The 25,564-nt window shown below is 58.7% G+C and carries 24 protein-coding genes; 7 read left to right on the forward strand and 17 right to left on the reverse strand.

Features of this window, described 5'->3' with window-relative positions; all coding sequences use genetic code 11:
- Positions 1–33: 33 nt before the first annotated feature.
- The 5 genes from GE543_RS24290 to GE543_RS24310 all read right to left on the reverse strand — a co-directional run bounded on the left by GE543_RS24290 (position 34) and on the right by GE543_RS24310 (position 4,385).
- Positions 34–693: a putative 2OG-Fe(II) oxygenase gene (locus GE543_RS24290; RefSeq protein ID WP_153222550.1), complete on the reverse strand. Its 660-nt coding sequence runs from the start codon at positions 691–693 to the stop codon at positions 34–36.
- A 389-nt stretch (positions 694–1,082) separates the two neighbouring features.
- Entirely contained in the window at positions 1,083–1,439 is a 357-nt protein-coding gene (locus tag GE543_RS24295; RefSeq protein ID WP_046236329.1) for a hypothetical protein, read from the reverse strand.
- Positions 1,424–2,206, reverse strand: coding sequence for a hypothetical protein (locus tag GE543_RS24300; protein WP_046236328.1), 783 nt, complete (start codon positions 2,204–2,206; stop codon positions 1,424–1,426). The genes GE543_RS24295 and GE543_RS24300 overlap by 16 nt, the downstream gene beginning before the upstream one ends.
- Before the next feature lie 10 nt (positions 2,207–2,216).
- Entirely contained in the window at positions 2,217–2,765 is a 549-nt protein-coding gene (locus GE543_RS24305; RefSeq protein WP_153222559.1) for a PAAR domain-containing protein, read from the reverse strand.
- A gap of 309 nt (positions 2,766–3,074) precedes the next feature.
- On the reverse strand, positions 3,075–4,385 hold the full coding sequence (locus tag GE543_RS24310; RefSeq protein ID WP_153222551.1) for a mechanosensitive ion channel family protein: 1,311 nt from the start codon (positions 4,383–4,385) through the stop codon (positions 3,075–3,077).
- 159 nt (positions 4,386–4,544) lie between these two features.
- Here GE543_RS24310 and GE543_RS24315 point away from each other — a divergent pair, with 159 nt between their 5' ends.
- A complete protein-coding gene (locus tag GE543_RS24315; protein ID WP_153222552.1) occupies positions 4,545–5,657 on the forward strand; it encodes a hypothetical protein in 1,113 nt (370 codons plus the stop codon).
- A gap of 15 nt (positions 5,658–5,672) precedes the next feature.
- Here the strand turns inward: GE543_RS24315 and GE543_RS24320 are convergent, their stop codons facing one another.
- Positions 5,673–6,566: a LysR family transcriptional regulator gene (locus GE543_RS24320; protein ID WP_003425485.1), complete on the reverse strand. Its 894-nt coding sequence runs from the start codon at positions 6,564–6,566 to the stop codon at positions 5,673–5,675.
- Positions 6,567–6,672: 106 nt separating this feature from the next.
- Between GE543_RS24320 and GE543_RS24325 the strand changes: the two genes are divergently transcribed.
- Positions 6,673–7,935 (forward strand): MFS transporter, encoded by a 1,263-nt coding sequence (locus GE543_RS24325; RefSeq protein ID WP_153222553.1) that lies wholly within the window; start codon positions 6,673–6,675, stop codon positions 7,933–7,935.
- Entirely contained in the window at positions 7,932–8,960 is a 1,029-nt protein-coding gene (locus GE543_RS24330) for an alpha/beta hydrolase (RefSeq protein ID WP_153222554.1), read from the forward strand. Before GE543_RS24325 ends, GE543_RS24330 begins: the two co-directional genes overlap by 4 nt.
- Before the next feature lie 57 nt (positions 8,961–9,017).
- Here the strand turns inward: GE543_RS24330 and GE543_RS27675 are convergent, their stop codons facing one another.
- The 4 genes from GE543_RS27675 to bamA all read right to left on the reverse strand — a co-directional run bounded on the left by GE543_RS27675 (position 9,018) and on the right by bamA (position 14,846).
- Positions 9,018–9,371 (reverse strand): cyclophilin-like fold protein, encoded by a 354-nt coding sequence (locus GE543_RS27675; protein WP_032660216.1) that lies wholly within the window; start codon positions 9,369–9,371, stop codon positions 9,018–9,020.
- Between the two features lie 275 nt (positions 9,372–9,646).
- Complete coding sequence (locus GE543_RS24340) at positions 9,647–11,650, reverse strand: hypothetical protein (protein ID WP_153222555.1); 2,004 nt, start codon at positions 11,648–11,650, stop codon at positions 9,647–9,649.
- Between the two features lie 275 nt (positions 11,651–11,925).
- Positions 11,926–12,354 (reverse strand): hypothetical protein, encoded by a 429-nt coding sequence (locus tag GE543_RS24345; RefSeq protein ID WP_153222561.1) that lies wholly within the window; start codon positions 12,352–12,354, stop codon positions 11,926–11,928.
- Positions 12,355–12,473: 119 nt separating this feature from the next.
- Positions 12,474–14,846, reverse strand: a complete 2,373-nt coding sequence (bamA, locus tag GE543_RS24350; RefSeq protein ID WP_003412781.1) for an outer membrane protein assembly factor BamA — start codon at positions 14,844–14,846, stop codon at positions 12,474–12,476.
- 216 nt (positions 14,847–15,062) lie between these two features.
- On the opposite strand from bamA, the gene GE543_RS24355 reads away from it, so the two are divergent.
- Both GE543_RS24355 and GE543_RS24360 read left to right on the forward strand, forming a co-directional pair.
- Positions 15,063–15,752 (forward strand): response regulator transcription factor, encoded by a 690-nt coding sequence (locus GE543_RS24355; protein WP_003412780.1) that lies wholly within the window; start codon positions 15,063–15,065, stop codon positions 15,750–15,752.
- 11 nt (positions 15,753–15,763) lie between these two features.
- Positions 15,764–16,999, forward strand: coding sequence for an ATP-binding protein (locus GE543_RS24360; RefSeq protein WP_046271341.1), 1,236 nt, complete (start codon positions 15,764–15,766; stop codon positions 16,997–16,999).
- Positions 17,000–17,038: 39 nt separating this feature from the next.
- Here GE543_RS24360 and GE543_RS24365 read toward each other — a convergent pair whose 3' ends face one another.
- From GE543_RS24365 to GE543_RS24395, 7 genes are read right to left on the reverse strand one after another with little or no spacing between them, the layout of a single operon-like run.
- Positions 17,039–18,406 (reverse strand): ATP-binding protein, encoded by a 1,368-nt coding sequence (locus tag GE543_RS24365; protein ID WP_057406333.1) that lies wholly within the window; start codon positions 18,404–18,406, stop codon positions 17,039–17,041.
- On the reverse strand, positions 18,403–19,065 hold the full coding sequence (locus GE543_RS24370) for a response regulator (RefSeq protein WP_003393295.1): 663 nt from the start codon (positions 19,063–19,065) through the stop codon (positions 18,403–18,405). Before GE543_RS24370 ends, GE543_RS24365 begins: the two co-directional genes overlap by 4 nt.
- Before the next feature lie 10 nt (positions 19,066–19,075).
- Positions 19,076–19,717: a tetratricopeptide repeat protein gene (locus GE543_RS24375; RefSeq protein ID WP_153222556.1), complete on the reverse strand. Its 642-nt coding sequence runs from the start codon at positions 19,715–19,717 to the stop codon at positions 19,076–19,078.
- Complete coding sequence (locus GE543_RS24380) at positions 19,714–20,523, reverse strand: SDR family oxidoreductase (protein ID WP_003412774.1); 810 nt, start codon at positions 20,521–20,523, stop codon at positions 19,714–19,716. Before GE543_RS24380 ends, GE543_RS24375 begins: the two co-directional genes overlap by 4 nt.
- Entirely contained in the window at positions 20,510–21,199 is a 690-nt protein-coding gene (locus GE543_RS24385) for a TenA family transcriptional regulator (protein WP_003418317.1), read from the reverse strand. The genes GE543_RS24380 and GE543_RS24385 overlap by 14 nt, the downstream gene beginning before the upstream one ends.
- The gene (locus tag GE543_RS24390) at positions 21,196–22,677 is read right to left on the reverse strand and encodes an AMP-binding protein (RefSeq protein WP_153222557.1); all 1,482 of its coding nucleotides are present in this window, start codon (positions 22,675–22,677) and stop codon (positions 21,196–21,198) included. Before GE543_RS24390 ends, GE543_RS24385 begins: the two co-directional genes overlap by 4 nt.
- Positions 22,667–23,344, reverse strand: a complete 678-nt coding sequence (locus GE543_RS24395) for a thermostable hemolysin (RefSeq protein WP_003412767.1) — start codon at positions 23,342–23,344, stop codon at positions 22,667–22,669. Before GE543_RS24395 ends, GE543_RS24390 begins: the two co-directional genes overlap by 11 nt.
- A 288-nt stretch (positions 23,345–23,632) precedes the next feature.
- Between GE543_RS24395 and GE543_RS24405 the strand changes: the two genes are divergently transcribed.
- Both GE543_RS24405 and GE543_RS24410 read left to right on the forward strand, forming a co-directional pair.
- Positions 23,633–24,970, forward strand: a complete 1,338-nt coding sequence (locus tag GE543_RS24405; protein WP_003402477.1) for a DEAD/DEAH box helicase — start codon at positions 23,633–23,635, stop codon at positions 24,968–24,970.
- Between the two features lie 184 nt (positions 24,971–25,154).
- A complete protein-coding gene (locus tag GE543_RS24410; protein ID WP_153222558.1) occupies positions 25,155–25,457 on the forward strand; it encodes a hypothetical protein in 303 nt (100 codons plus the stop codon).
- Positions 25,458–25,564: the final 107 nt, after the last annotated feature.

The raw sequence follows: 25,564 nt of genomic DNA on the forward strand, positions 1-25,564 counted from the left end.
AATCTGCTGAATTCTCGCGCGGCTGATGAATGGCTAAACACCAAAATTAAACGCAATCGACACCCTCGGACGCTTGCCTTTGTAGCTCTGCACCAGATGCATGAGCCAGGACGGAAACATGACGAGTGTTCCGGTGCATGGCGTGATGGTGGTGCTGTAGCCAGCGGTCAGGCAGCCATCAATGCGCATGCGAAGTGTCGGGTTGTAGACCGAAGGCATCATGCCGCGAGGGTCGGGGAATTCTAGGTCGCCGCCGATTGAGACGTCATCATGCCGGCCACCATCGTCAACCCAGTAGACGCCAGACCAGAATGCACCTGGATGGCCATGCAGAGCGTTTCCGTGGCCTGCTTCATTGACGTTGACCCAAGCGTTATGGCGCCATTCGAAATCGGGCTCGATCAGTCCGTGATCTTCGCTGTGGACCGCAGTGAGCTGTGTTGCGAAGTCCATGGCAAAGGCGAGAATTGCTTCGCCTGCATCACCTGCCCATGCAGGGAAATCGGCGGAGGACTGCCAGCCACCGTCATTGCTGTGCAATGCCCCGGATTCCTCGTTCCTGCGGGTCTCTATCGCATCCAGTAACTTCAGGTTCAGCAAGTCAGCCTCTGGATAGATCAGGCTGGCCAATGGTGTGCTGAAGCATCGGTTGATGTGGATTTTTTCCGGGTCCACATTTTGTGTAAAAGACATGAGGGTGATGCTCGGTGAAATCTGATCAGGCAATGTACAAAAGTGACTGTGTCAGTACTTGTCCTGTCTGTAGCTGTGCGCGTTAGATTTGGTACGTTACGAGGGAAGAGGCTAGTGTGCTGTCTCAACATCACGCAGATTTTTGGAGTCATACCCTATGCTCCGGCTTGGCTCGGCGGGTTCTTCGGGGCTCAGGATAATTGCTTGGGCGCCGATCTGGTCGTTTCCCAATCCAGTTCATACCAGAGGCAGCTGCATCAGATCCGGACCATGCCAATGCCAATCATGCTGCTACGGTATTTCGCATGCTAAACGTCATGAGATGCCAAATTCAGCTCTGGCTTGATATTAATCCGCTTGCAGCACACTAGTCTGTTGTAATTTAGGGTTCAAAGCCTACTGGCGATTTCCTTCCAGATGTAAGCGTAGTTGTATTGCAGCCAGCGAACCAGCACCTTATCGAACTGCTGGCGAAACCAGTTACGCTCTCTAGCCGCCAGCCTTTCTTCTATCGATTCTTTGAGCGTTTCGGGGTCGAACCCCGTCCACACCGGAGGCACAGCTGCCACGAGATTGGTGAAGCATACCGGCGCGACCTCTGAATAGAGGATTGTGTAAAGTATTTTAGGGTCGACACCTCTCACCTTGTTCGCCACATAGTCATATTCGACTGGAAAATCATTGAATGGCTCGGAAAGAGCTGCTCTGACTTTAGTCAGTAGTGGTTCGTTCAGAAGATTTCCCAATGTGTGAGCTCCTCTAACTCTTCGTCCAGTGAACTCGCCACCGCTTCACCTGCGACACCACCGGCGATTGTTCCCGCCAAGACAACTGCTATTGCACAAATGGGGGCGCCTGGCCCGCACAATGCGCTAACCCCCATCCCCGCAAAAATACCGCCGACCGCCCCGGCGCCGACGATGATGCCTTGGCGAGCTGCTTCTTTGGGTTTGTTGTCAGCATTCAATATTTGATAAGTTGCGAGAGCAGCCGTCACGAGAACACCAAGCTTGCCCATGATCAGCATTTTTTTTGTACCCGTCGTGAATTTCGCATTATCACGGCCCGAAGATTCTAGGATGGCGTAGTGAACCTTGTTCTTTTCTACTTCTGAAAGACTGTCGTAACCCTTCTGAAAAAGGTTTTCAGAATACATATCCAAAAGTGTTTTGAGTCCCTTTCCCTCTTTTTTCTTCCTCTGAACGATCGCCAACCCCTGCGCTGAAGTAAATTTGCGATGCTCCATCATGATTTTGTTTCGCATCTCGTGACTGAACTTCACCCCTTCTTGCGCCGTAATATTTCCCGCTTTCACGTCATCTCGAACTTGCTGAGACATGCGTTTTATATTCGTGGTATAGCTCGTTCTGATCTTTTCATCAGAGATCGCATCCAGTGAAAATCTTAGCGCAGACCCCTCCATCAGTTCTAACGCTCTGTCGAGGGGAGAGTCTTGCAAGGCATGCTCACGCTGAACGACATAGCTGCCGGTGACAATGTACGGCTCTGTCATAGGATGGTCCTTATCCTAAAATCGTGTTCAATAGGCTCTCCGTGAGAGAGCGGGGCTCTGCGGATGCTTGCTCCGCAAACTTGAGCATCACGCAGGTCTTACCGGACGGATTCGAAAACTTAACGGCATTGTCTTTATTGAATACACCTTGCAGTGATGATCCATCCTCAAAATGTGCGGTGCACGATAAACCCTCATAGCTTTCGTCAGCAGGAATTCTGAAGCCGATCCAGCTTGCGAAACCCGTTAACGGAGTAGGAGGAACAAACTCGCAGGGGGTGTGTGTATCGCCAATTATTATCGTACCCGAACCACCAATCACGATACCGCCGTGTGTGCCTCCGGTATCGATGGTCGCCGCATTCTTGCCGTTAATGAACACGGTTGTAGACAGCCCTGAAGAAAGCGCGCTACCGCAAGTACATGTGTCGCCCTGACGCGCTGCGGGAAGGCCGTCGAAGAATACGTCAGGAGATCCTGATGCTATAGGGTTAGTGCCGTGCCCTGGCAGAGGGCAGCTGTATGGATCACCTTTTCGCGCCGCTGGCTTAGCCACCATGACCTCCTGTCGAAAAATGTTGTGAGAGTCGTAACCTACCAAAATAGATCGCCCATTAGAAATCTCGTGATGATGGGCGCATGCAATGATAAGTGCTTGAATCAGGAATTCACTACAGCATGAAGAAAACTGCGTTTGCTTGCACAGATCGAGTACAGCAATTGGCCGTTCTCTGCCGGTCATGGCAATGTAAATGACTGGTCACGTCGACTGCGAACGGGTGGGCAAGCCCATGCGATTACTCAATATCCAGCTCCTAAGGGGGTGTGAATCCATCTTGAGCATTCAGTTACGCATTATCTGCGCCTCTCAGCCCGAATGTTCTGTAGGCAACGGCTCCACCAACGGTGTAGCCCCCACCCGCGCCGGCTCCCCCCGCAACCCCACCCGCATATCCGCCCCACTAGGCTGCTGATACAAATTCAACCCGAACTCCGGCATCACGGTAATCAGATAATCGAAAATATCCCCCTGTATCCGCTCGTAATCCACCCACACCGTGGTGCGGGTGAAGCAGTAGATTTCCAGCGGGATGCCCTGTGAGGTGGGTTCGAGCTGGCGAACCATGCAGGTCATGTTCGGGTTGATGTCGACGTGGCTTTTCAGGTACGCCAGGGCGTAGGCGCGGAAGGTGCCGATGTTGGTCATGCGCCGGCGGTTGGCGGACATTTGTGCGACGTTGCCTTGTGCCTGGTTCCAGGCCAGCAGTTCGGCCTGTTTGCGGCCGATGTAGTCGGTGAGCAGGTGGATTTGCATGAGTTGCTGTTCTTCATCGTCGCGCACGAAGCGCACGCCGCTGGCGTCGATGAACAGGCTGCGCTTGATGCGCCGTCCGCCGGATTGCTGCATGCCGCGCCAGTTGCGGAACGACTCTGACATCAGGCGCCAGGTCGGGATGGAGACGATGGTTTTGTCGAAGTTCTGCACTTTGACGGTGTGCAGGGTGATGTCCACCACGTCGCCATCTGCGCCGACCTGCGGCATTTCGATCCAGTCGCCGACGCGCAGCATGTCGTTGCTGGTCAGCTGCACGCTGGCGACGAAGGAGAGCAGGGTGTCCTTGTAGACCAACAGGATGACCGCCGACATGGCGCCGAGGCCGGACAGCAGTAGCAGGGGCGAACGGTCGATCAGGGTGGCGACGATGATGATCCCGGCGAAGACGTACAGGATCATCTTCGACAGCTGCACGTAACCCTTGATGGAGCGCGTGCGGGCGTGTTCGGTGCGCGCGTAGATGTCCAGCAGGGCGTTGAGCAGGGCGCCGATGGCCAGGGTCATGAACAGGATGGTGAAGGCCATCGCCAGGTTGCCGATGACGTTCTTGCCTGTGGCGCTCAGCCCGGGGACCAGGTTCAGGCCGAATTGAATGACCAGCGACGGTACCATTTGCGCCAGGCGATGGAAAACCTTGTTGTGGCGAAAGTCGTTGATCCAGTGCAGCGATGCCTGACGGCCCAGCATCCTCACGGCATACAGCACCAGAAAGCGCGCCACGCGGCCAAGTACCAGTGCGGCGGTCAGCAACAGGATCAGGGCCAGCCCGGTGCGTATCCACGGGTGCTGATCGAGCATGTCCCAGATTTCCTGGGTCTTGAGCCAAAGCGAGTGAATATCCATAAAAGCATCGGGCCCGTTGAGCGAAGAGGGGGGCGTGATTAGAACATTTACCGGGTCGGACGGGGCGGCCTGTGAGCACGAAGTGCACGTCGGGCAATGATTTCAAATTGTATCAATTGCTGAAGTAGACTCATCGCTCATCATCAAAGGAGTTGCGTCTTGCACCTATCCATCGTTCAACGCTGTGCGTCACGTCTCGGGTTGCAGGCCTTGTGGGTACTGGTCGGTCTGGCCTCGTCGACGTTGGTCAGTGCCGCCGGCGCGTTACCGACCTACGGTGAAATGGACGCTGCAGGGTTCGCGGGCTCGCCCCGAGAGAACTACGCCCTGCAGGATTTTTCCGATAAATACCGTGCGACGCTGGATATTTCAGCCAAGGACGATGTGTTTCGTCCCGGCGTCATCAACGTGTACGACAAGGCCAGCGGTGCGGCCTTGATCCGCGTGCAGTCCGATGAGCTGGTACTTGGCACTGACCCGAAAACCGGCAAGGTCAAAACCAACGTGCACGAGTTGCCCTATGGCGAACAAAGCGTACTGATCTATCAGGATTTCAACTTCGATGGCATCAAGGATCTGGCCTTGATGGACGGGCAGAACAGCTGTTATCACGGCCCCTCGTATCAGGTCTTTCTCGGCACGGCCAATGGTTTCCGGCACAGCGATTCGTTTACCAAACTGGCGCAAAACAACTGCGGCCTGTTCAGCGTGGATGAGAAAACCCGCAAGATCGAGACTATGACCAAAGACGGTTGCTGCTGGCACCAGACGTCTACGTACAGCATCCGTAATGGCGAGCCGGTTCTGGAAACGCAAACGGTCCTTGACCATACCGGAGGGTCGGGACTGCCGACTGAAACAGTCAGTCGTAATCAGAATGGCAAGATGACGCACACCACCAGCATCGTCTGGGAGGAAGACCAGCAGCGTGAGATTCTCCTGTCGTTCAGGCTCGCGCCGTCCGGCAAGCGCATTGTGTTGTTCCGCTCAGGGGACGCAAGCCCGGTCTTCTACGCGGCCGTGGACAGCAAGAATCAGGTCGGGCTGCTGTTTCCCCAGGCTGACGGTGAGCAACTGAAGTACGACGCTGCCAGTCACGTATTGAGCTTCGTGCGCGGCGACACCGCTTACCGGATCGTGGGTGACGCAAAGGGTGCGCCCACCGCCATGCAAGTCGTGGTGCGTGGCAAAACCACCGAGCTGAAACTGCTTGCCGAGCCCGCTCAAGGTTCGCTGAACAAGGTCGCGGATGCGTTGAAAGCCGCGCAGTAAGCAGGCGGCGGGGTGCTAGCCCCGATACCTCACCGCCTCGACAAACGCACTGAACGCCGGCGACGCCTGTCGCCGGTTCGGGTAGTACAAGTGAAAGCCTTCGAAATACGGGCTCCAGTCGACCAGCACTTCTTTCAGGCGGCCGCTGGCGATGTGCGGTTCGGCCATGGAGTCCGGCACGTAGGCCAGGCCCACGCCGTCCAGTGCGGCGTTGAGCACGTGGATCATGCTGTTCGACGTGAATTGCCCATTGACCCGTATGTTGAGCTTGCGGCTGCCCTTCTCGAACTCCCAGGCGTAGCAACTGCCGTTTGGCGAGTGGCGGATGTTGATGCAGGTGTGCTGGGTCAGGTCCTGAGGCTGCAGCGGGACGGGGTGTCGCTCGAAGTAGGCAGGCGACCCGACCACTGACAAGCGCCAGTCAGGTCCCAGGCGTACGGCAATCATGTCCTTGCTGATGGATTCACCCAGACGGATGCCTGCATCGAAACGTTCGCTGACAATATTGGTGAAGCCGTAGTCGATGCAGATCTCGATCTGGATATCCGGGTACTGCGCCAGAAACCCCGCAAGCATCGGGCGGATGATGCCTTCTGCGGCGTCATCGGAGCAGGTAATGCGAATGGTGCCGGCGGGCTTGTCGCGCAGTTCGCCCAGCACTTCGACTTCTGCGGCAATCTGGTCCAGCAGCGGCCCGATCGAGCGCATCAGCCGTTCGCCTGCTTCGGTCGGGGCTACGTTGCGGGTGGTTCTCGCCAGCAAGCGCAGGCCCATGCGCTCTTCAAGGCCGCGCAGGGTGTGGCTCAGGGCTGAAGGCGTAACGCCCAGCTTGGTGGCCGCCTTGGTAAAGCTCTGATCGCGTGCTACCTGCAGAAAGGCTTGCAGATCATTGAGTTTGGGTGTGCTCATTGCTGAGTCCTTCTCACAAGCGCGTTTAAATTGTGGTGTCTAATCATCCTAATTCCTTTGCCCTAACCTGTGCCGACTATTTTCAATATCGCCAGGTCAGTGACGCATGCAAGCATTCGATTCAACGCTAAAGGGGGCTGAGACGACAGCACATCCGCCAGCCTGGGGCGCCGTGTTTTCGATGGCGCTGTGTGTGGTGGTGCTGATTGCGTCGGAGTTCATGCCGGTCAGCCTGCTGACACCCATCGCGCAGGACCTGGGCATCAGTCAGGGGCAGGCAGGCCAGGCGATTTCGATCTCCGGCTTTTTTGCCGTGCTGACCAGCCTGCTGAACACGCCGCTGACCGGGCATCTGGATCGCAAGCCTGTCCTGCTGGGCTTCAGCCTGTTGCTGCTGGTGTCTGGCGTGATCGTCACGCTGGCCTCCAACGGCTGGCTGTTCATGACAGGCCGTGCATTGCTCGGGATTGCCATTGGCGGCTTCTGGTCGATGTCGACCGCTACCGTGATGAAGCTGGTGCCGAAGCAATCGGTCGCCAAGGGCCTGGCACTGATCAACGGCGGCAATGCGCTGGCTGCAACGGTGGCCGCGCCATTGGGCAGCTTCATGGGCCAGTACATCGGCTGGCGCGGCGCGTTTTTCCTGGTCATCCCGCTCGCCGCGCTGGCGTTTGCCTGGCAATGGCTGAGCCTGCCGGCCATGCGCAGCCAGCCGAACAACCGGGCACGCAATCCGTTCCGCCTGCTGCGTAACCCGCAAGTGGCCGTCGGCATGAGCGCGATCCTGTTGCTGTTCATGGGCCAGTTCGCCGTCTTCACCTACCTGCGCCCGTTTCTGGAAGAGATCACCGGGGTCAGCGTCAACACGTTGTCCCTGATGCTTTTGGCGCTGGGGGCCAGCGGGCTGGTCGGCACCTACCTGATCGGCAGGCTGCTGCACAAAGGCCTGTATGCCTGCCTGATCGGCATTCCGCTGCTGATGGCGGTGCTGGCCGTGGCGCTGACTGGTCTGGGTCATTCGCCTCAGGCCGTCGCCATTGTGCTTGCCGTCTGGGGCCTGATTGCCACGCCTGCACCGGTCGCCTGGGGCCTCTGGTTGAGCCGCACGCTGCCCGACGATGCCGAGGCGGGCGGCGGCCTGATGGTGGCGACCATTCAACTGGCGATCACCGCCGGGGCCGGCATCGGCGGCGCGCTGTTCGACAGCCTCGGTTGGTGGAGCCCGTTCGCATTCGGTGGCGTGTTACTGGCGTGTTCGGCCGCGCTGGCCTGGACGGCACGCGACAACGCGTTACTGCAGGAAAAAAACACCGGTCAGGGCCGGGCAGATAACCGCGGGTCAATTTCTCAACGAGGTAACACGCCATGAAAAAGATTCTTTTGATGCTTGGGCTTTTAATAAGCTCATACGCTGCGACAGGAGCAGACATGTCTCACGGTGCCGATAATTTCTACACAAGCGACAAGGTCGTTGCGCAAAAAGTACTGTTCAACAACCAGTACAAGATGAAAGTCGCGGGCAATCTGTTTATACCCAAAGGCTCGAACCCGAACGTTAAAGCTCCGGCAATCATCGTCGGCCATCCGATGGGGGCGGTGAAGGAGCAAAGTGCCAATCTGTACGCGCAGAAACTGGCCGAGCAAGGGTTTGTCACCTTGTCGCTGGACCTGTCGTTCTGGGGCGGGAGTGAAGGCCAGCCGCGTAACGCCGTTTCACCGGATCTCTACGCCGAAGACTTCAGTGCTGCAGTGGACTTCCTGGGCACTCAGACCTTCGTGGACAAAAAACGAATCGGCGTGCTGGGGATTTGCGGCAGTGGCAGCTTTGTCATCAGTGCCGCGAAGATCGACCCGCGCATGAAAGCCATTGCCACGGTGAGCATGTATGACATGGGCGCCGCCAACCGCAATGGCCTTAAACATTCGCAGACGCTAGCGCAGCGCAAGAAGATTATCGAGCAGGCGGCACTGCAGCGCGACGTGGAATACAGCGGCGGTGATACGGCTTACACCAGCGGCACCGTACACAAACTGACTGAAAAATCCGGCCCGATCGAACGCGAGTTCTACGATTTCTATCGCACGCCACGGGGCGAGTTCACGCCCGAAGGCCAGTCCCCCGAACTGACCACTCACCCGACGCTGACCAGCAACATCAAGTTCATGAACTTCTATCCGTTCAACGACATCGCGACCATTTCGCCACGCCCGATGTTGTTCATCGCCGGTTCAAAGGCGCACTCTCTGGAGTTCAGCGAGGAAGCGTACAAACTGGCCGGCCAGCCCAAGCAACTGATCATCGTGCCGGAGGCCGGGCATGTGGATCTGTACGATCGGGTCGATCTGATCCCGTTCGACAAGCTGGGCGAGTTTTTCAAGAACAACCTGAAGTAATCCGCCTGAAAGCGCTATGCATGAAAAGGCCCTGCAACTGCAGGGCCTTCTGTGTGATCAGTCATTGGCAAATTCAAACCGGACGGCTACAGTCCCCGGCTGCCGAATGACTTCGATACCTGATTCAACCCGCCCCAGCCTGATCAGGCCGGGCGAGTACTTGAAGCCTTTATGAAAAATCGCCAGATTGCCCCAAGGCGCGTAATAGGCGATATCCCCCTCGATTGGCGTAACGCCCGCCGGAGCACCGGTCACGTTCAGTTTGCGTGGCAGCATGCTTATTTTCTCGGTGGCGGCGTAGTCCTCCAGTGTCAGTTCAACGGGCAGCAGCGAGACAAAGTCCCTTGCCGTTTCACTGTCGTCCAGATGGAGCATGACGACCTTGTCACCCGCATACATCCTGACGTTCATACCGCGCTCCTGGTCCTTCTCGCTTGAAGATGAAGAGACGGGCTGTTGCGCATAGGCCGTCTCGGCAAGGCCCGGCATCAGAGCGCCAAAGCCCACACAGGCTGCGAACGTCACGCGTGCGATTAGCGTCGTTTTCGAGTCTCGCAATCGTGCTTTTACCATGGCTGTGTACCCGCTGAAATGCTCCGGCAACAGCATACCGCGTGTTTAGCTGTTTCTTGTCTGCATGGAGGTTCACTGTGCAGATGAGCGCTGTCCATGAATGCTTGACAGGTTCAGACAGCGGCGTCGTAGATTTCCACTTTTGAAACAGTGCGGATCAAACCGGGAAACCACGTATTGACAGGGATTTCGAAGTCCTTGTGTATATATAAATCTATAGTGAAATCACTGTTCAGAACCAGAATGCCTGAAAGTAGATGCTGATAGTTTTCGGTTTCCCTGAATCCATCTGCATCAGTAAACCACATTGGCTTCTGGTTTTCGTGACCAAGCATATTGTAGAGGTCGTGGATGCTGCTGGGAGCAGTCTCGAAAAGCGACATCATTGCTTGCTTGCCAGCTTCTCCGGGGCTAAAAGAGACAGTACTTGAGCGTGAGCAGCAAAACAGGGTTTCCAATCCAGAGTCGGCAATGATTTGCGCTACGCAGGTCCACTTTTCTGCGAGTTCAGGTCCGGAGAACTCATGCATCGACAGGGACGTATCAAGGATGAGTCGTGGCGGGACAGATACGGCGAACTCTAAAGCCTTACGAAAATGAGCACTTAGTCTCTTTGATTCGGCTGGATTCAATGGCGTTATCTCTGCGAAAGCTTCGCAGCGCTCACTGACGTTATGATCTGACTGAGCCTCACAAAGTCGGGCGAGTTTGGTGCGCTGGCTGTCGGGTATGGTCCCATGGTTGGCAAGAGCCACAAGGGCTTTTTTATGAGTGAAAGCGTAGTCACGCAGGGCTTTATTGAAGTTCAACGTATTGGCTTTGTCGTACTGCTTGGCTTCCAGAACATAGACCGCAGTATCGGGTGTGCTGTGAGTAGGGTGAATCAGTGTGTAGTCAGGCTGTACGTTATTAAGGCGGCCTGTTCCGATTAACTTTCCCGGTGCGAGCGCTTTGAATTCTGAAATGAGGCTGAAACGCTCGTTTTTCGAATAAACGTCTGCGATGGGCGTTGGGCTAAAATGGAATTCCAGGCTGCCGTTCATGCCGAGTAGTTGAAACCTGCCCCCCTTGGACATGACTTCGTTTCTCAAAAGCGTTATCAGCCAAACGGCATAGATCTGAGACCGCTCTTTCCATATAGGCAGGTCCAGTAAATTGTTCAGGCTTTGATCCACCGGATGAGGAGGAGGAAGCTCGAAGTTACCTTCGATGACTCTTGTAATTTGATCAGCCAACGCTTTCCGCTCGAGGGCGTTTTTCGAGGCGAACTCGTAACAATGCCAAATGGCGGGCAGCCAGCGAAACCTGACAGGATGGTCATCCATGATCCGCGCAAACACATTCTCACCCCATAACAAGACCGGCGCGCGCGCGTCCCAAGATCTCAATGGTTCGCTAAAGGCCGTTCTCAAGTGAGTCTGGTCGGTATAACGCTTAGCGCGAAGAGAAAGTTGACTTACCGCATTGATGTAAGGCCTCAGCGCCTTGTCAATTGGATCTCCACTTGTCAATGTTGGCATCGGGACCGTAGCAACGTAAGGCCACTCAGGTTGCATCCAGTCCAGAACTCGCCTGTCGGAGACCGGGTCCACTGAGGTAACAGGTTCTGCGTTACGCTCACCGATGACAGGACGGTTACCCGAGCCGCGCTTGCCAGTCGTGCGAATATAAGCGTCTGCCAGCACTTTATAAATGCCCCGCGCAACCTCATCCATGCCACGGGGGCTTATCGCAGGGCTCGATATACCAGCGGCTACAGAGGTGAGAAGTTTGTTTGCGACACGAAAGGCATTTACGTCAAAATTCAGATTTCCAGACTCATCGAAATCAAAGTTTATTAGTATCTGCTCATTGCTCTTGGTGACGTTGCCGTCAATCAGCATCTCATAGATATCATTGAGCATCTGGCTGAACGGTTGCAGTGCAGTTAAAAGTGCGATGACGAGTGTTGTTGTGTCAGTTTTCTCGTTCTTCAGGTGCGTTGAAATATCTCCGCCAGGGGGGATGCCCAGTGACTGACGTAATGCCTCAAATAATTTTTTGTCGTGCGTCTTTGGATAGAAGCGACCTTGCGTATTGAGGTTGTTCCAAAGTGATTCAGCGGTATCATGCTGCATTCAATATCTTCCTTGACGATGCCTATAGCCACATGGGCGAGGATTGGGCTGCAGGACACACCTTGCCACAGGCTTATATAGTTTGAAAGCATAATGGGATATTCTTTGAGGGTACCCCTCTTCCATTGTCGGCTCTGTGCTTCAATGATAACTCAGCCATGAGAGCAAACGTCAGCGAAATAGATTGCGCGAAACAGGCGCAAATTTAATTAACCTAGCGCCGAACCAATACCGTAGTCATGCCCGGCATGCACGTAACGTTCAGGTTACGTAGGTCACGAAATCTGGGCTGCGTTTATAATCCGCCGCTCGCGCAACGCACTCAAACACTCGCGCCCCGCAGCCTCGGCGGTTTGCATGACCGTCTGGCTGTTGTCCTCGGTGATCCAGGTCAGCAGCCGCACCTGACCCGTCGCCTGGCTGCCGCCATGCATGCGAGACAGGGGTTCGCGCTGCTTGAGCATGGCTTTCATGCGGGTGGCGAGCATGAAGATATCGTCGATGAAACCGTCTTCGACGTTGTCGTGATGCTCGATGCCCAGCCCCGTGGCGTCGTGGTCGATACGCAAATGGTAGTGCATGGCCCCGGTTGCATCCTCGCTGCCGAACAGCGCGATGACGAAGCCTTTGCCCAGCAGCGAGCGCAAGGCGTGCTGGATGATTTCCTGCACATCGGGGGTGATCTGTCTGACTTCGCGGCTCATGTAACGACTCCTGACCTGATGAGTAGTGCAGGCAGTATTCAACGACGGGATGTAAAGCGCGGTCCGGGCCAGGTAATGCTGGGTAAAGACCGCCTTGTTCATGCTGTAAAAGCTCCGCCTCAAAAGGTCTGGCCCAGCGAGAACTGGAACACTTGGGTCTCGGCGTCTTCGGGCTTTTTGATCGGCACGGCGAGGTCGAAGCTCAGGGGGCCGAGCGGCGAGTACCAGGTCACGCCGACGCCGACCGAACTGGCCATCTGGTCGATATTGATGTTGCCGCAGTTCTGCGTGGTGGTCAGGTAGCACTTGTCGGCGTAAACCGTGCCGAAGTCCCAGAACAGCGAGGTGCGCAGGGATTTCTGGTCTTTGACGAAGGGCATCGGGAACAGGTATTCCATGCCGCCGGTGATCAGGATGTTGCCGCCCAGGGCTTCGGTGTCGCGGTCGGAATAGTAGATCTGCCCCTGACTGGCGTAGGTGCCGGTGGCCGGGGTATTGCGCGGCCCCAGCGTGCCGTCCTTGAAGCCGCGCACCGTGGCCTGGCCGCCCGCCGTATAGTTTTCGTAGAAGGGCAGGCCGTCGGTATCGCCGTAACCGTTGCCGTAGCCGAGTTTGGTATGCAGGCGCAGCGAGGTGGTGTCGCTGAGCGGCAGGAAGGTCTGGCCGTTGTAGTCGAGTTTGTAGAACTGTAGGTCACTGCCCGGCACGGTGCTGGTCAGGGTCAGGCTTTGCGAGTGACCACGGGTGGCCAGTACGCCCTTGTTGAGGGTCGATTCCGACCAGCCGACGCTGGCCTTGAGGTTGGTGAACGCATCACCCTCGCGCTCAATGAAGTCATAGATCTCGTCAGCGCTGTAGCTGCCGGCGTCGAGGGTGTCACGCTGGATCGACAGCCCGTAGGTCAGGCGCGATGTTTCGCTGATTGGATAGCCGAGGTTGACCCCTGCGCCCACGCTGTTGAGCGAGTAGTAGGAGACCTCGTCGTCGTCATCGTAATACTTGCTGTAGTCGGTCGCGTTGTAGAAAACGTTGTAGCCCAGGCTCACCCCGTCAGGCGTGAAGTACGGGTTGGTGAACGCGAAGTTGTACTTGGTCTGGTACTCGGAGCGGGTCATGCCGAGGCTGGCGAAGTTGCCGGTGCCGAGAATGTTGTTCTGCGAGATGGAGCCGCCGAGTATCAGCCCGGCGCTTTGCGAAAAGCCCACGCTGGCGGTGATGTTGCCCGAGGCCTGTTCTTCGACGGCGTAGTTGATGTCCACCTGATCATCGGTGCCGGGGACCGCTGGCGTTTCGACGTTCACTTCCTTGAAGAAACCGAGACGCTCCAGGCGCACCTTCGACTGGTCGATCAGGTAGGTCGAGGCCCAGCCGCCTTCCATCTGGCGCATTTCACGGCGCAGCACTTCGTCGGCGGTCTTGGTGTTGCCGCGAAAGTTGATGCGGTTGGCGTAGGCGCGCTTGCCGGGGTCGACCACGAAACTGATATCAACGGTGTGATCGGCATCGTTGGCTTTCGGCAAGCCGTTGACGTTGGCGAAAGTGTAGCCATCGTTGCCCAGACGGCGGGTGATCAGGTTGGTGCTGTCAGTCATGACCTTGCGTGAAAACACCTGGCCCGGTTTGACCAGAATTAGTTGTTCGAGCTGGTCCTTCGGCACTTTCAGGTCGCCGCCCAGTTTGACGCTGCCCACCGTATACCGGTCGCCTTCGGTGATATTGACGGTAATGAACACGCCTTTCTTGTCAGGCGTCAGCGACACCTGCGTCGAGTTGATATCCATGTTGATGTAGCCGCGGTCCAGGTACCAGGAGCGCAGTCGCTCCAGGTCGCCGGAAAGTTTTTCGCGGGCGTACTTGTCATCGTTCTTGAAAAACGACAGCCAGTTGCTGGTCTTGAGCTGAAACTGATCAGCCAGTTGTTCATCGGAGAACACGGTGTTGCCGACCACGTTGATGTGCTGGATCGACGCCACCGTCCCTTCGTCGATGGTGATTTTCAGGGCGATGCGGTTACGTGGTGCAGGCAGCGCCTCGGTATCGACCGAGGCACTGTAGCGGCCCTGGGAGACATATTGGCGTTGCAGTTCATTGCGCACGCCCTCCAGCGTGGCGCGCTGGAATATCTCGCCTTCACTGAGCCCCGACTGCTTGAGCCCCTTCATCAGGTCGTCGGTGCTGATGACCTTGTTGCCGACAATCTCGATACTGGCGATAGAGGGGCGTTCGACTACATTGATCACCAGCACATTGCCATCGCGTGCAACGTTGATGTCCTGAAAGAAACCGGTCTTGAACAGTGAGCGCGACGCGTCGGCCAGGCGCTGCTCATCGGCCTGATCGCCGACATTGAGCGGCAGCGCAGCGAATACGCTGCCGGCTGATACGCGTTGCAGGCCGTTGACGCGGATGTCCGAGATGGAAAAAGTGTCGGCGTGTGCCAGCGGGACGCTGATTAACAGGCAGAACGATAGAAGCAGACGCGAAGAAATCATCAAACCCTTTCCAGAAAGCTGCGACAAAGGCATTTGAGCGCTGCCGATGACACGCCAGAAAGGGCCGGTCCGGCGGGCGCTGTTGGCTGCGCAGCATAGGGCGAGGGCATGTTGGGGACGGTTAACGCCGTGTAAGGTTAGGTAAAGATCATCGAGCCCGGCTGACACGCCGCAGCAGCGCCGGGATAATCGGCAACCACCAATCAAGGGCCTGCCATGACTTCCGTATTGCTTGTCGACGATGACCGGGAGCTGACGGAAATGCTCAGCCAGTACCTGACCCGTGAAAGCTTCGACGTGACCTGCACCAACAGCGCTGAAGAGGGCGAGATTGAAGCCTTGTCCGGGCGTCACGACATTGTCGTGCTGGACATCATGATGCCGCGCATCTCCGGGATCGAAGTGCTGCGGCGGATCCGCGCGCAAAGCCAGGTGCCGGTGATTCTGCTGACCGCCCGCGGCGACAATATCGACCGTATTTCCGGGCTGGAACTGGGCGCCGACGATTACGTGCCCAAGCCCAGCTCGCCGGGTGAGCTGGTGGCGCGTCTGCGGGCGATCATGCGCCGGGTGCGTGCGGTGTCGGTAGTTGATGCGGTCAGGGATGTGATTCAGGCCGGAGAGCTGATGCTCTGGCCAGGCAAGCGTGAAGCGCGCTGGCAGGGCGTGACGCTTGAACTGACCGGCAACGAGTTCTGCCTGCTCGAAGAACTGGCGCGGCATGCCGGGCAACTGGTCAGCAAGCAGAATCTGTCGATGAACGCGCTGGGACGGCCGCTGGCTCGCTACGATCGCAGTATCGACGTGCACATCAGCAGCATTCGCCACAAGCTCGGCCCGCGCAACGATAACCAGAGCTGGATACAGAGCGTGCGCAATCTGGGCTATATGTTGATCACGCCATGAGGCCGAGCCGGTTGTTCTGGAAGCTGTTCCTGGCGTTCTGGCTGGCGACCAGCCTGACCTTCATGGTAGGTGCAGGTCTGTTCATGTTCACCCAGGCAGGGCGGGACGATCCCTCGTTCAGCACGGTGCTCGACAACGAAGTGCGCATTTTGCAGCGCTCGGGCATTGCCGCAGGGCAGGCGTTGCTCGATGCCTGGCAGCCGGAGGGTCACAGCAAGGTCGGTCTGTACGACAGCCAGGGGATGCTGCTGGCGGGCGATTCGCTGGAAAACCCTCGCTTCGAACTCGCCGTGCGTACGCGCGAAGGTGCACTCGTGCATATCCGCTCTACCCAGCGCCCCAACCATGACGATCAACCCTCTCACCTCAATCCGCTGATCACCGGCACGGTCATGAGTGCACTGTTCAGCTGGTTTCTCAGCAGCTATCTGGTGGCACCGCTGATTAAATTGCGTGAGGCGATGGGCAAGGTCGCCAGAGGCCGTTTCGACACACGGGTGAAGCCCGACATGGGCCGGCGGCGCGATGAAATCGTCGACCTTGCCGAGGATTGCGACCGCATGGCCAATCAGCTCAAGGTCATGGCCGACTCCCAGCAACAACTGCTGCATGATATTTCCCATGAGCTGCGTTCGCCGCTGACGCGCATGAGTGCCGCCATCGGCCTGTTGCGCCAGGAGCCGACCCAGCTGGACATGCTCGAGCGTATCGAGCGCGAATCGGAGCGCATGGACTCACTAATCGAAGAGTTGCTGACCCTGGCGCGCATGCAGAGCGATGTCGAAAGCCTGACCCGCGACCAGGTCGATGTCATCAGCCTGCTGGCGGCCATCGTCGAGGATGCCGAATTCGAGGCCGGACTGAAGCAGTGTCGGGTCAGGCTGCAGGCTCCCGGGTCTTTCGTCGCACAGGTCGACAGCGAACTGCTCTACCGGGCCTTCGAAAACGTGATCCGCAATGCCGTTCGCCACACGGCGGTCGGCACGGATGTGGTGGTGGTCGCCAACGTTCAGGCCCAGCCGCTGTGCCTGATGGTCAATGTCATCGATCAGGGGCCGGGTGTGGACGAGGCGTGCCTGCAACGGATTTTCCAGCCCTTCGAGCGCGGTCCGGAGAATGCCGCGCAGGGCTTTGGCCTGGGCCTGGCCATCGCCCTGCGGGCTATCGAAATGCACGGCGGGCAGATCGCCGCACGCAATCGGCCGGGCGGCGGTCTGGTGGTCGATGTGCTGCTGCCGGTGTCGTGACGGCGCTCGATGGCCGTCCCTCGGCGCGTTGCTCAATGCTCAGCGCAACGGCGCCTGCAGACTGGCCCTGAGCCCGCCCTCCGGACGATTGTCGAGGCTCACGTTGCCGCCCATCAGCAGCGCGACTTTCTCCACGATGGCCAGCCCCAGACCTACCCCTTGATCGTTGCCACGGCTGTAGAACGGCTCGAACAAGCGTTCGCGCTCCTGCTCATCGATACCCGGGCCCTGATCGTCGACGTTGAGCCGGAAGCAATGCTCACTGAACGTCAGCTCCACCGTGACCTGGCCGCCCTCGGGTGAAAAGTTGACGGCATTGGTGATCAGGTTGTGCAAGGCGATATCCAGCGCGGGGAAGTCCACCGTTACGTCGCGGCTGGCTTCACTGCATTCAAAGGACAACTCCAGATGCTTGCTCAGCACCCACGGGGTCAATTGCACCAGACTGTCGCGCACAGCGCTGACCAGATCCACCGCCACCTTGCCCGCTGGCGACGGGCCGGGTTCCAGGCGCGCAATGGTCAGCAACTGGTTGACCAGCCGCGTGGTGCGGTCCACGCCGATGATCAGGTAGCCCAGCGACTGTTGCCGCTGCGCCTCGTTGTGCGCTTCCAGGACGTTTTGCGCGTGCACCCGCAGGACCGCCAGAGGCGTGCGCATTTCGTGGGCCGCATCGGCAATGAAGCGCCGCTCGCGTTTGAGCAGGTCCTGAATCTGTCCCAGCAGGCGGTTCAGGGCGGCCTGCATGGGTTCCAGTTCGGTAGGCAGGGCGTTGAGCTGCAGCGGGTGCAGAGCACCGGCGTTACGGCCGCGCAGGGTATTGGCGAAATCGGCCAGCGGCCTCAGCCCCCAGCGGATCGCCAGCCAGATGGCGATCATCAGCACCAGACTGCCGATCAGGTTCGGCAAGACTGTGTGACGCACAATGCGGTTGACCAGATCCGAGCGCACGTCATCGCGCTCACCGACCCAGACCAGCAGACCATGCTGCTCGTCCCTGAGCACGAAGGCTCGCCATTGATGGCCGGCCATGTCGTTGAAATCACTGAACCCGGTGCTCTGTGGCGGATGAGTGAAGGTCGGGGCGCTGGCAGTGTGTACCAGCGAGTTGTTGTCCTTGTCCCAGACCTGAAAGGCGATCTTGCCCTCGTAAGGGTGGCCGTCCACACGTGGTTCAGCCTGGGCGAGGGCCTGATTGAAGGCCTGATAGAGCTGCGCATGTTCCTTGCGCTCCATGGGCATGCGCATCACGCCTTCCAGCAGCCTCGCGTTCTGCGCCAGCTGGGCATCGTAGATTTCCGCGATTTCGTGATTGCTGTCATGCACGTTGAACAGCGTCAGTACCAGAAGACCACTCAGCAGCAGGCCGATGATCAGGGTCAGTGTGCGGCGGCGTATCGACTTCAAGAACGCTCCTCCACCAGATAACCCACGCCTCGAATGGTACGGATCAGGGTGCTGGAAAACTTTTTGCGCAGATGGTGAATGTGCACTTCAAGGGTGTTGCTTTCGGCCTCTTCGTTCCAGCCATAGAGCAGTTGCATGAGCCGTTCGCGGGTCATGACCCTGCCTGGCGGCGAGAGCAATTCATACAGCAGTTGGTATTCCTTGGGCGTCAGGGCAACTGCGGCATCGTGATAGCTGACCTGTTGCGTGCTGGGGTCCAGGCGGATGCCGTTGTGTTCGATCAACACCTTGGCGCGCCCGGCACTGCGGCGTAGCAGGGCGCGCAAGCGGGCTTTGAGCTCGGACACATCGAAGGGTTTGACCAGGTAATCGTCAGCGCCACTGTCCAGGCCGATAATCCGGTCTTCGGTGGCGTCGCGTGCGGTCAGGATCATGACCGGCAGCGTCGAGCCGCTGTGACGCAGTCGACGCAGTACTTCAAAACCACTCAGCGTCGGCAGGCCGACGTCGAGAATGGCCAGATCGAAGCTCTCGCTGAGCAGGGCATGCAGGGCGCTGCTGCCGTCCTTGATCCAGTCAACGGTGTAGCCTTCCCGGCTGAGTGCCTGCTGAATGCCTTCGCCCAGTGCAACGTCGTCTTCGATAAGCAGCAGACGCATGGTGTCTCCGTCAGTTGAGCTTCTTGTTCACGCTGGTGAGCAGCGACTGGATGTCTTTTCTGCGCCCGGCGTCGGCCTCTTCACGGCCCGGACGGGGTGGTGCCTGTAACGCCTTGTTCAGGGCTTGCTGCGCTTGAGCATAGTTGCCCTGATCGAACTGATGTTGTGCCGAGAAAAATAGCGTGTCTATGCCGTTCGGGTTGAGTTTCAACGCTTGCTCCAGCAATTGCCCGGCCTTGGCCGAGTCGCCGAAGCCTATCGGCCAACCCGGAACCTTGTCATACAGCGCTGCCAGGCTGGTGTAGGCCGAGCCCTGCAAGGCATTGGCGTCCAGGGTCATGGCCTTTTCCAGGTCGGCCTTTGCCTGTTTGGCTTTACCCAGTGCGCCAAGGCCGCCTTGTGCCCCGGCCCAACTGCTGGTGACGATGCCCGACCAGATCCACGCTTCTGCTGCGTCGGGACGATCCTGAGTGAAGGCCGTGGCTTGCGTGGCCAGCTTCTCGAACGCGTCGACACGCTGCTTCTCGGGCAGGCCGTACTGAATATGCGCCCATTCCTTCTGGATACCGGCCAGACGCTGCTGGTCGGGTGCATCGAGTGCCCAGAGCGGCAGGCTGATCAGGCTCATGACGACGAAAGCGATTCTTTTCATGGTATGTGCTTCTCTTGCGCAATGGGTGAACTGTGGTGGCGGATCAACGGGAGATGCTTGCGCAGGCCCCGGTCCACGAGGGTCGGCAACAGGCTGTTGAGCCTGACGAAAAAACGCTCCGGCCACCCCAGGTAAAGCTCTCTGCGGTTACCTGCAATGGCCTGGAGCACCGCTTGGGCGACGTCTTGCGGGTCGTCGACTGCCGAACTCAGCGCGTCGTTCAGTGCCTGTGCTGCGGCGCTGTTCATGCTGGTCCGGGTGGCGCGCGGGGCGACGTACAGTACGCCCACCCGGGTGTCGGCCAGCTCGCGACGCAGCGCTTCGGAAAACCCTCGCAACGCAAACTTGCTGGCGCAGTAGGTGGCATACCCGGCATGGCCGATGGAGCCGTAGGTAGAACCGACGTTGACCACCATGGCTTCGCTGGCCTGCTTGAGCACCGGCAGCATCAGGCTGGTCAACTGGATCGGGGCATGCACATTGAGGGTCAGCATGGAATCGATGTCGCTGGCTGACAGCTGTTCGAGCATCGCGAAATGGTTGGTGCCCGCCGCATTGATCAGCAGGTTGACGCCAGGCACGGCGCCGACCGCGCGGACCACTTGCTGACGACCCTGTGCCGTGCACAGGTCCGCCTCGACCCAGTGCAGGTTGGCTGGGTAGAGTTCGAGCAGCTGACGCAGCGGATGCACATGGCGCGACACTGCCAGCACCTTGGCACCCTGGCTGCACAATGCCTCGGCAATGGCCAGACCGATGCCGCCGCTGGCACCCGTGAGGACGACGTGCGCGTCAGGCAGCCGCATGAGCCGACTCCTGGTGCGCGGTCAGGGCAGCGCCCGGCAACTCGCGAAACATGTCGGTGTACAGGCGGTAAACCATGCGCGACGCATGAATCACGGCCTGTTGATCGTCCGGATCATCGACCTTGTCCATCAGTGTGCGGAAGGTTTCCATGTGGCCGATGTCCAGGCTGCCGTGAGAACTCAGGTAGCTGAACGCTTCTGGCCCAAGGCCGAGCCCTTTGCGCATGCTGTCTGCTGCGTGCGTGGCCAGGGCAATGCTGGTGCCTTCCAGCACATTGACCATGCCGAACAGGCCCACCGGGTTGCCGCGTGCGATGAGGTCGTAAAGGTAGGCGACCATCAGCTCGACAGGCGCGCCGGGTTGGCCGTTTTCCACGGCATCTGCCTGCCCACCGCAGGCACGCAGGTCGTTGAGTACCCACTTTTCATGCCCGTATTCGTCCTCGATGTACTCACAGACGGCCGCGCGCAGCCATTCCATGCGCGACGGCAGCCGCGCGCCGCAAGCCATCATCAACGGCACGGTGTGGCGCACGTGGTAGTAGGCCTGAGTCAGAAACGCCCGGTAACTTTCCAGGCTGACCTGGCCGGCCATTGCCTGGCGGATGATCGGCAGATTGAACAGGGTTTCGCGTTGTTCCTGGGTCGCATCCTGCAGGGTCTGAAAAAAACTCATGACAAGGCACCTTGGGTCAGGTTGGAGGGAGTAAAAAGTGTTTGGTAGCGTTCAAGAATGGCCTCGCGGCGAGGCCGGCCATTCGCGGTAGACAAACCGTTTGCGGGGCTGAAAGGCTCGTCGAGGCGGGTCCAGCTCGTGACGCGGGCGTAATCGGGCAGCGCCTGATTGGCCTTGTTGACGGCCTCGTCGATCTGCAGGTCAGTGGTGCCGGGGCGCGATGGCCAGAGCAGGGCGTGGTTGGACGGCAGAGCCTCGCCATACACGAACGCCTGGGCAATGCAGAGGCTCTGGGTCAGTTCGGCTTCGATCCATTCCGGATTGACGTTGCGTCCGAAGCTGGTCACGAACTGATGTTTCTTGCGGCCTTTCAAGTACAGGTAGCCGTCAGCATCGAGCTCACCCAGATCGCCGGTAGGCCACCAGGCCGGTGCAGGTGTCGCGTCGCCCAGATAACCGAGCATCGGACTGCCGGCCACCAGCACTTCGCCGTCAGCCGCCAGGCGTAGCCAGATGTGCGGCAGTGGGCGACCGACGCTGCCGGCACGCTGGGCGTCCGGTCGATTGAGGGTGATGACCGAGGCGCACTCCGACAGGCCATAGCCCTCGAAGACCGGCAGGCCTGCCGCTTGAGCGCGTGACAGCAGATCAAGGCTGACGCGCGCGCCACCGACTGCGGCGAAGCTCAGCATCGACGCATCGAACGCGCCCGCTTCGCAGGCCGTCACCAGCAGCAGCAACAATTGCGGAACCAGAATCATGCTGTCCGGGCGGCGCTGTTGCAAAAACATCAGCAGACGCGAGGCGTCGACGCCACTGGCACCCTGGATACCCAGTTCCTGCTGGCTTGGCAGGCTGATGCGTGCGCCGGCATACAGGGCTGCATAACAGCCGATGTTTTCCAGCAGGATCGCCAGCGGCAACAGGCTCAGATGGTGTACAGGTCGCACCGACTGACTGGCTTCATGAAGCCCGCGAGCGACCCGGAGGATGCTGTCGGCACTCAGGCACACGCCCTTGGGGGTGCTCGTGGTGCCCGAGGTAAAGGTCAGTTTGGCGGTGCCCACCGGCATGTACGCTTGCTCGGCAGCGCGGCGTTGCCAGAATGCGCCGTGTTGTCTGTAGTCAGAGGCCTGCAGCTCTTGGGCGAAGAGCGACCCGGTAATCACCGTGTCCGCCTGGCTTCGTTGCAGGCAATGCCGTCTTTGAGTAAGGCTGAAGAACGGCGGCAGCGCCACGCAGCTCAGGCCTTCGAACAGCACGGCCAGGTCCCAGAGCAGGGCGTCGGGGCTGTTGTCCAGCATCAGCGCCACGATCCGCGCATTGGCGACGCGCAATTGTTCGCGGCGCTGCGTAATCTCCTCGACCAGTGCGGCGTAATCCAGCGTCCGGTCTTCGCCTTGCAGGGCGATGGCGCGGGGCTGCTCATCGGCCAGCGTCTGCAGTCTTTGCCAAAAGGCTTCACGTTCATGCGACATGGCAATCAGGCTCCAGTGTCTGTGGCAGTCCGAAACGTTCGAAGATGCCCATGCTGCTCAGGTGCAGAAAACCGGCACGGATGTCGCCGACATGCACGCTGGGCCGTGAGTCGTAATACGAGCCCCAGGTGTGACGCCCTTCGCCCAGACGGGCCGGATCGGCAGCGCATAGCGTGACCGGATTCAGGCCCAGACGATTGAAGCTGTTGACCAGTGCCGCATTGCCGGTAAAGGCGACCCATTCAAACCCGCTCATCGCCAGCAACCAGGTCACTGTGATGATGCTCAGTCGAGCGCTGCCCAGGCTGTTAGCCGCCAGGTTGCCGACTTCGACGATGCCCTGGCGCTCGATCAAGCGGCCTGCCGCAGCGTTGACCTGCTGTTCGATGGGCGCATCCAGATAGTTCTCCAGAAACAATGTGCCGGCGCTGGCGTGACGGATACCGGCCACGGCACACAGCGCGCCGCTGCCGTCCTGGAGCCCGAAAAGCTCCGGCATGAATTGCCTGACGTCGGCGTTGTGGGCTTTGCGAAATTGTTGCTGAACGAACAGTTCCAGAGGCTCACGCTGCTGTTCATGCGCCAAGGCGCGGAAGAGGGTCAGGGTGGGTGCCCCGGTATTGCCAAAACTCAGCGGTAGACGAATGTTCGAATCGATATCAGGCATTGGCGAGGCTCCTCCCCCGGTCAGCGAGTAGGGTGGAGTATCGGAGCGGTTTCTTAACCGAATCTGAAGGTAGACAAAGAAATCACGACCTTCGATTTTCTGCGCGCAAGAGGGGTGAAATATCGGCGCGAGGTGCGAGATGGCGGCGTTGTCCGGCAAACTTGCGACTGGCCTTTATTCGCCCGTTGGTAAACAAAATCGGCCTTTGGTGGTAAAGAAACTCGGCCCCGGCGCTCGAAACCGTTACGCTATGCAGCTGTATTTTTGTTTTTCGTCGAGGTAGCACCCGTGTTTTCCGAATTCGCCCTGCACGAACGCCTGCTCAAAGCTGTGGCCGAGCTTAAATTTGTCGAGCCTACGCCCGTGCAGGCGGCCGCCATTCCGCTCGCACTGCAAGGGCGCGACCTGCGGGTGACTGCGCAAACCGGTAGCGGCAAGACCGCCGCATTTGTGCTGCCGATCCTCAATCGTCTGATCGGCCCGGCCAAGGTTCGCGTCGACATCCGTGCGGTGATCCTGCTGCCGACCCGTGAGCTGGCTCAGCAGACGCTCAAGGAAGTCGAGCGCTTCTCGCAGTTCACCTTCGTCAAGGCCGGTTTGATCACCGGTGGCGAGGACTTCAAGGTTCAGGCTGCCATGCTACGCAAGGTGCCGGACATCCTGATCGGCACGCCGGGTCGTCTGCTGGAGCAGCTGAACGCAGGCAATCTGGACCTCAAGCACGTTGAAGTGCTGGTACTGGACGAAGCCGACCGCATGCTGGACATGGGCTTCTCCGAAGACGTCGAGCGTCTGGCCGGCGAATGTGCCGGTCGTGAGCAGACCATGCTGTTCTCGGCGACCACCGGCGGCGCTGGCCTGCGGGAAATGATCGGCAAGGTGCTCAAGGATCCACAGCACCTGCAAGTCAACAGCGTCAGCGAACTGGCTTCCGGCACACGCCACCAGATCATCACTGCTGATCACAACGTGCACAAAGAGCAGGTCCTCAACTGGCTGCTGGCCAACGAGACTTACCAGAAAGCCATTATCTTCACCAACACCAAGGCCATGGCCGACCGTTTGTATGGCCGCCTGGTGGCACTGGAATACAAGGCGTTCGTGCTGCACGGCGACAAGGACCAGAAGGACCGCAAGGCCGCCATCGACCGTCTCAAGCAAGGCGGCGCGAAAATCATGGTCGCCACCGATGTGGCGGCTCGTGGCCTTGATGTTGAAGGTCTGGACATGGTGATCAACTTCGACATGCCACGCAGCGGCGATGACTACGTCCACCGCGTCGGGCGTACCGGCCGTGCAGGCAGCGACGGTCTGGCGATCTCGCTGATCTGTCATGGCGACTGGAACCTGATGTCGAGCGTGGAGCGCTACCTCAAGCAGAGCTTCGAGCGTCGCGTCATCAAGGAAGTCAAAGGCACCTACGGCGGGCCGAAGAAGGTCAAGGCCTCCGGCAAGGCGGTAGGCGTCAAGAAGAAAAAGACCGACGCGAAGGGGGACAAGAAGAAGGTCGCGGCCAAAGGGCCAACCAAACGCAAGACAGTCAACCGTCCCAAGTCCGACCTGGTCAGCCAGGACGGCATGGCCCCGCTGAAAAAACGCAGCACCCCGGCCCCGGCTGCCGAGTGATTGCCGTGATCGCTCCCGTGCATTCGGGAGCGATCAACCTCTTTACAGTCCTGACAACGCCTCGTTACACCGTCCGCCAGCTTCTCTGAACCGTCATACACCTCGCAGGTCACACCCTTTGAGTCGCATGCCCGTGGCTGGAGGTCATGGGTGATCATTCCATGCTGGACGGAGGTTTAGAAAAATGACTTACAACTGGGACCTTATCGAGCGTTTGCTGCACGATGTGCAGAACAACGGCACCCCACCGACATCCACTGAATTCGAGACATTGCTCAATCGCAGCTACATCGAACCGCGTCCTCGCGAGGAAGGCGGAGATGGCTCGACGTACATGCTGACAAAGCGCGGCGCAAGCCTGCTGTCTTTGATCGACAGCAGCATTCCGGGGAATGACCACCCACGTCAGGTGCTCAATGAGCAGGCCGGCGACCCCCTTGACCCCGCGCTCTTCGACACCATCGCCAAAAAGCCCCAGATCGCCTGAAACCGCTGACACTGCACATGCCGATTATGAGGACGCAGAGCGTCCTGAACGGCATACCCACGCGGAGCATGGGTACGATAGTTGTAGAGCTATCGTTCCTCACGCTC

Origin of the sequence: Pseudomonas sp. SZ57 (assembly GCF_009495975.1) — a bacterium.
GTDB lineage: Bacteria > Pseudomonadota > Gammaproteobacteria > Pseudomonadales > Pseudomonadaceae > Aquipseudomonas > Aquipseudomonas syringae.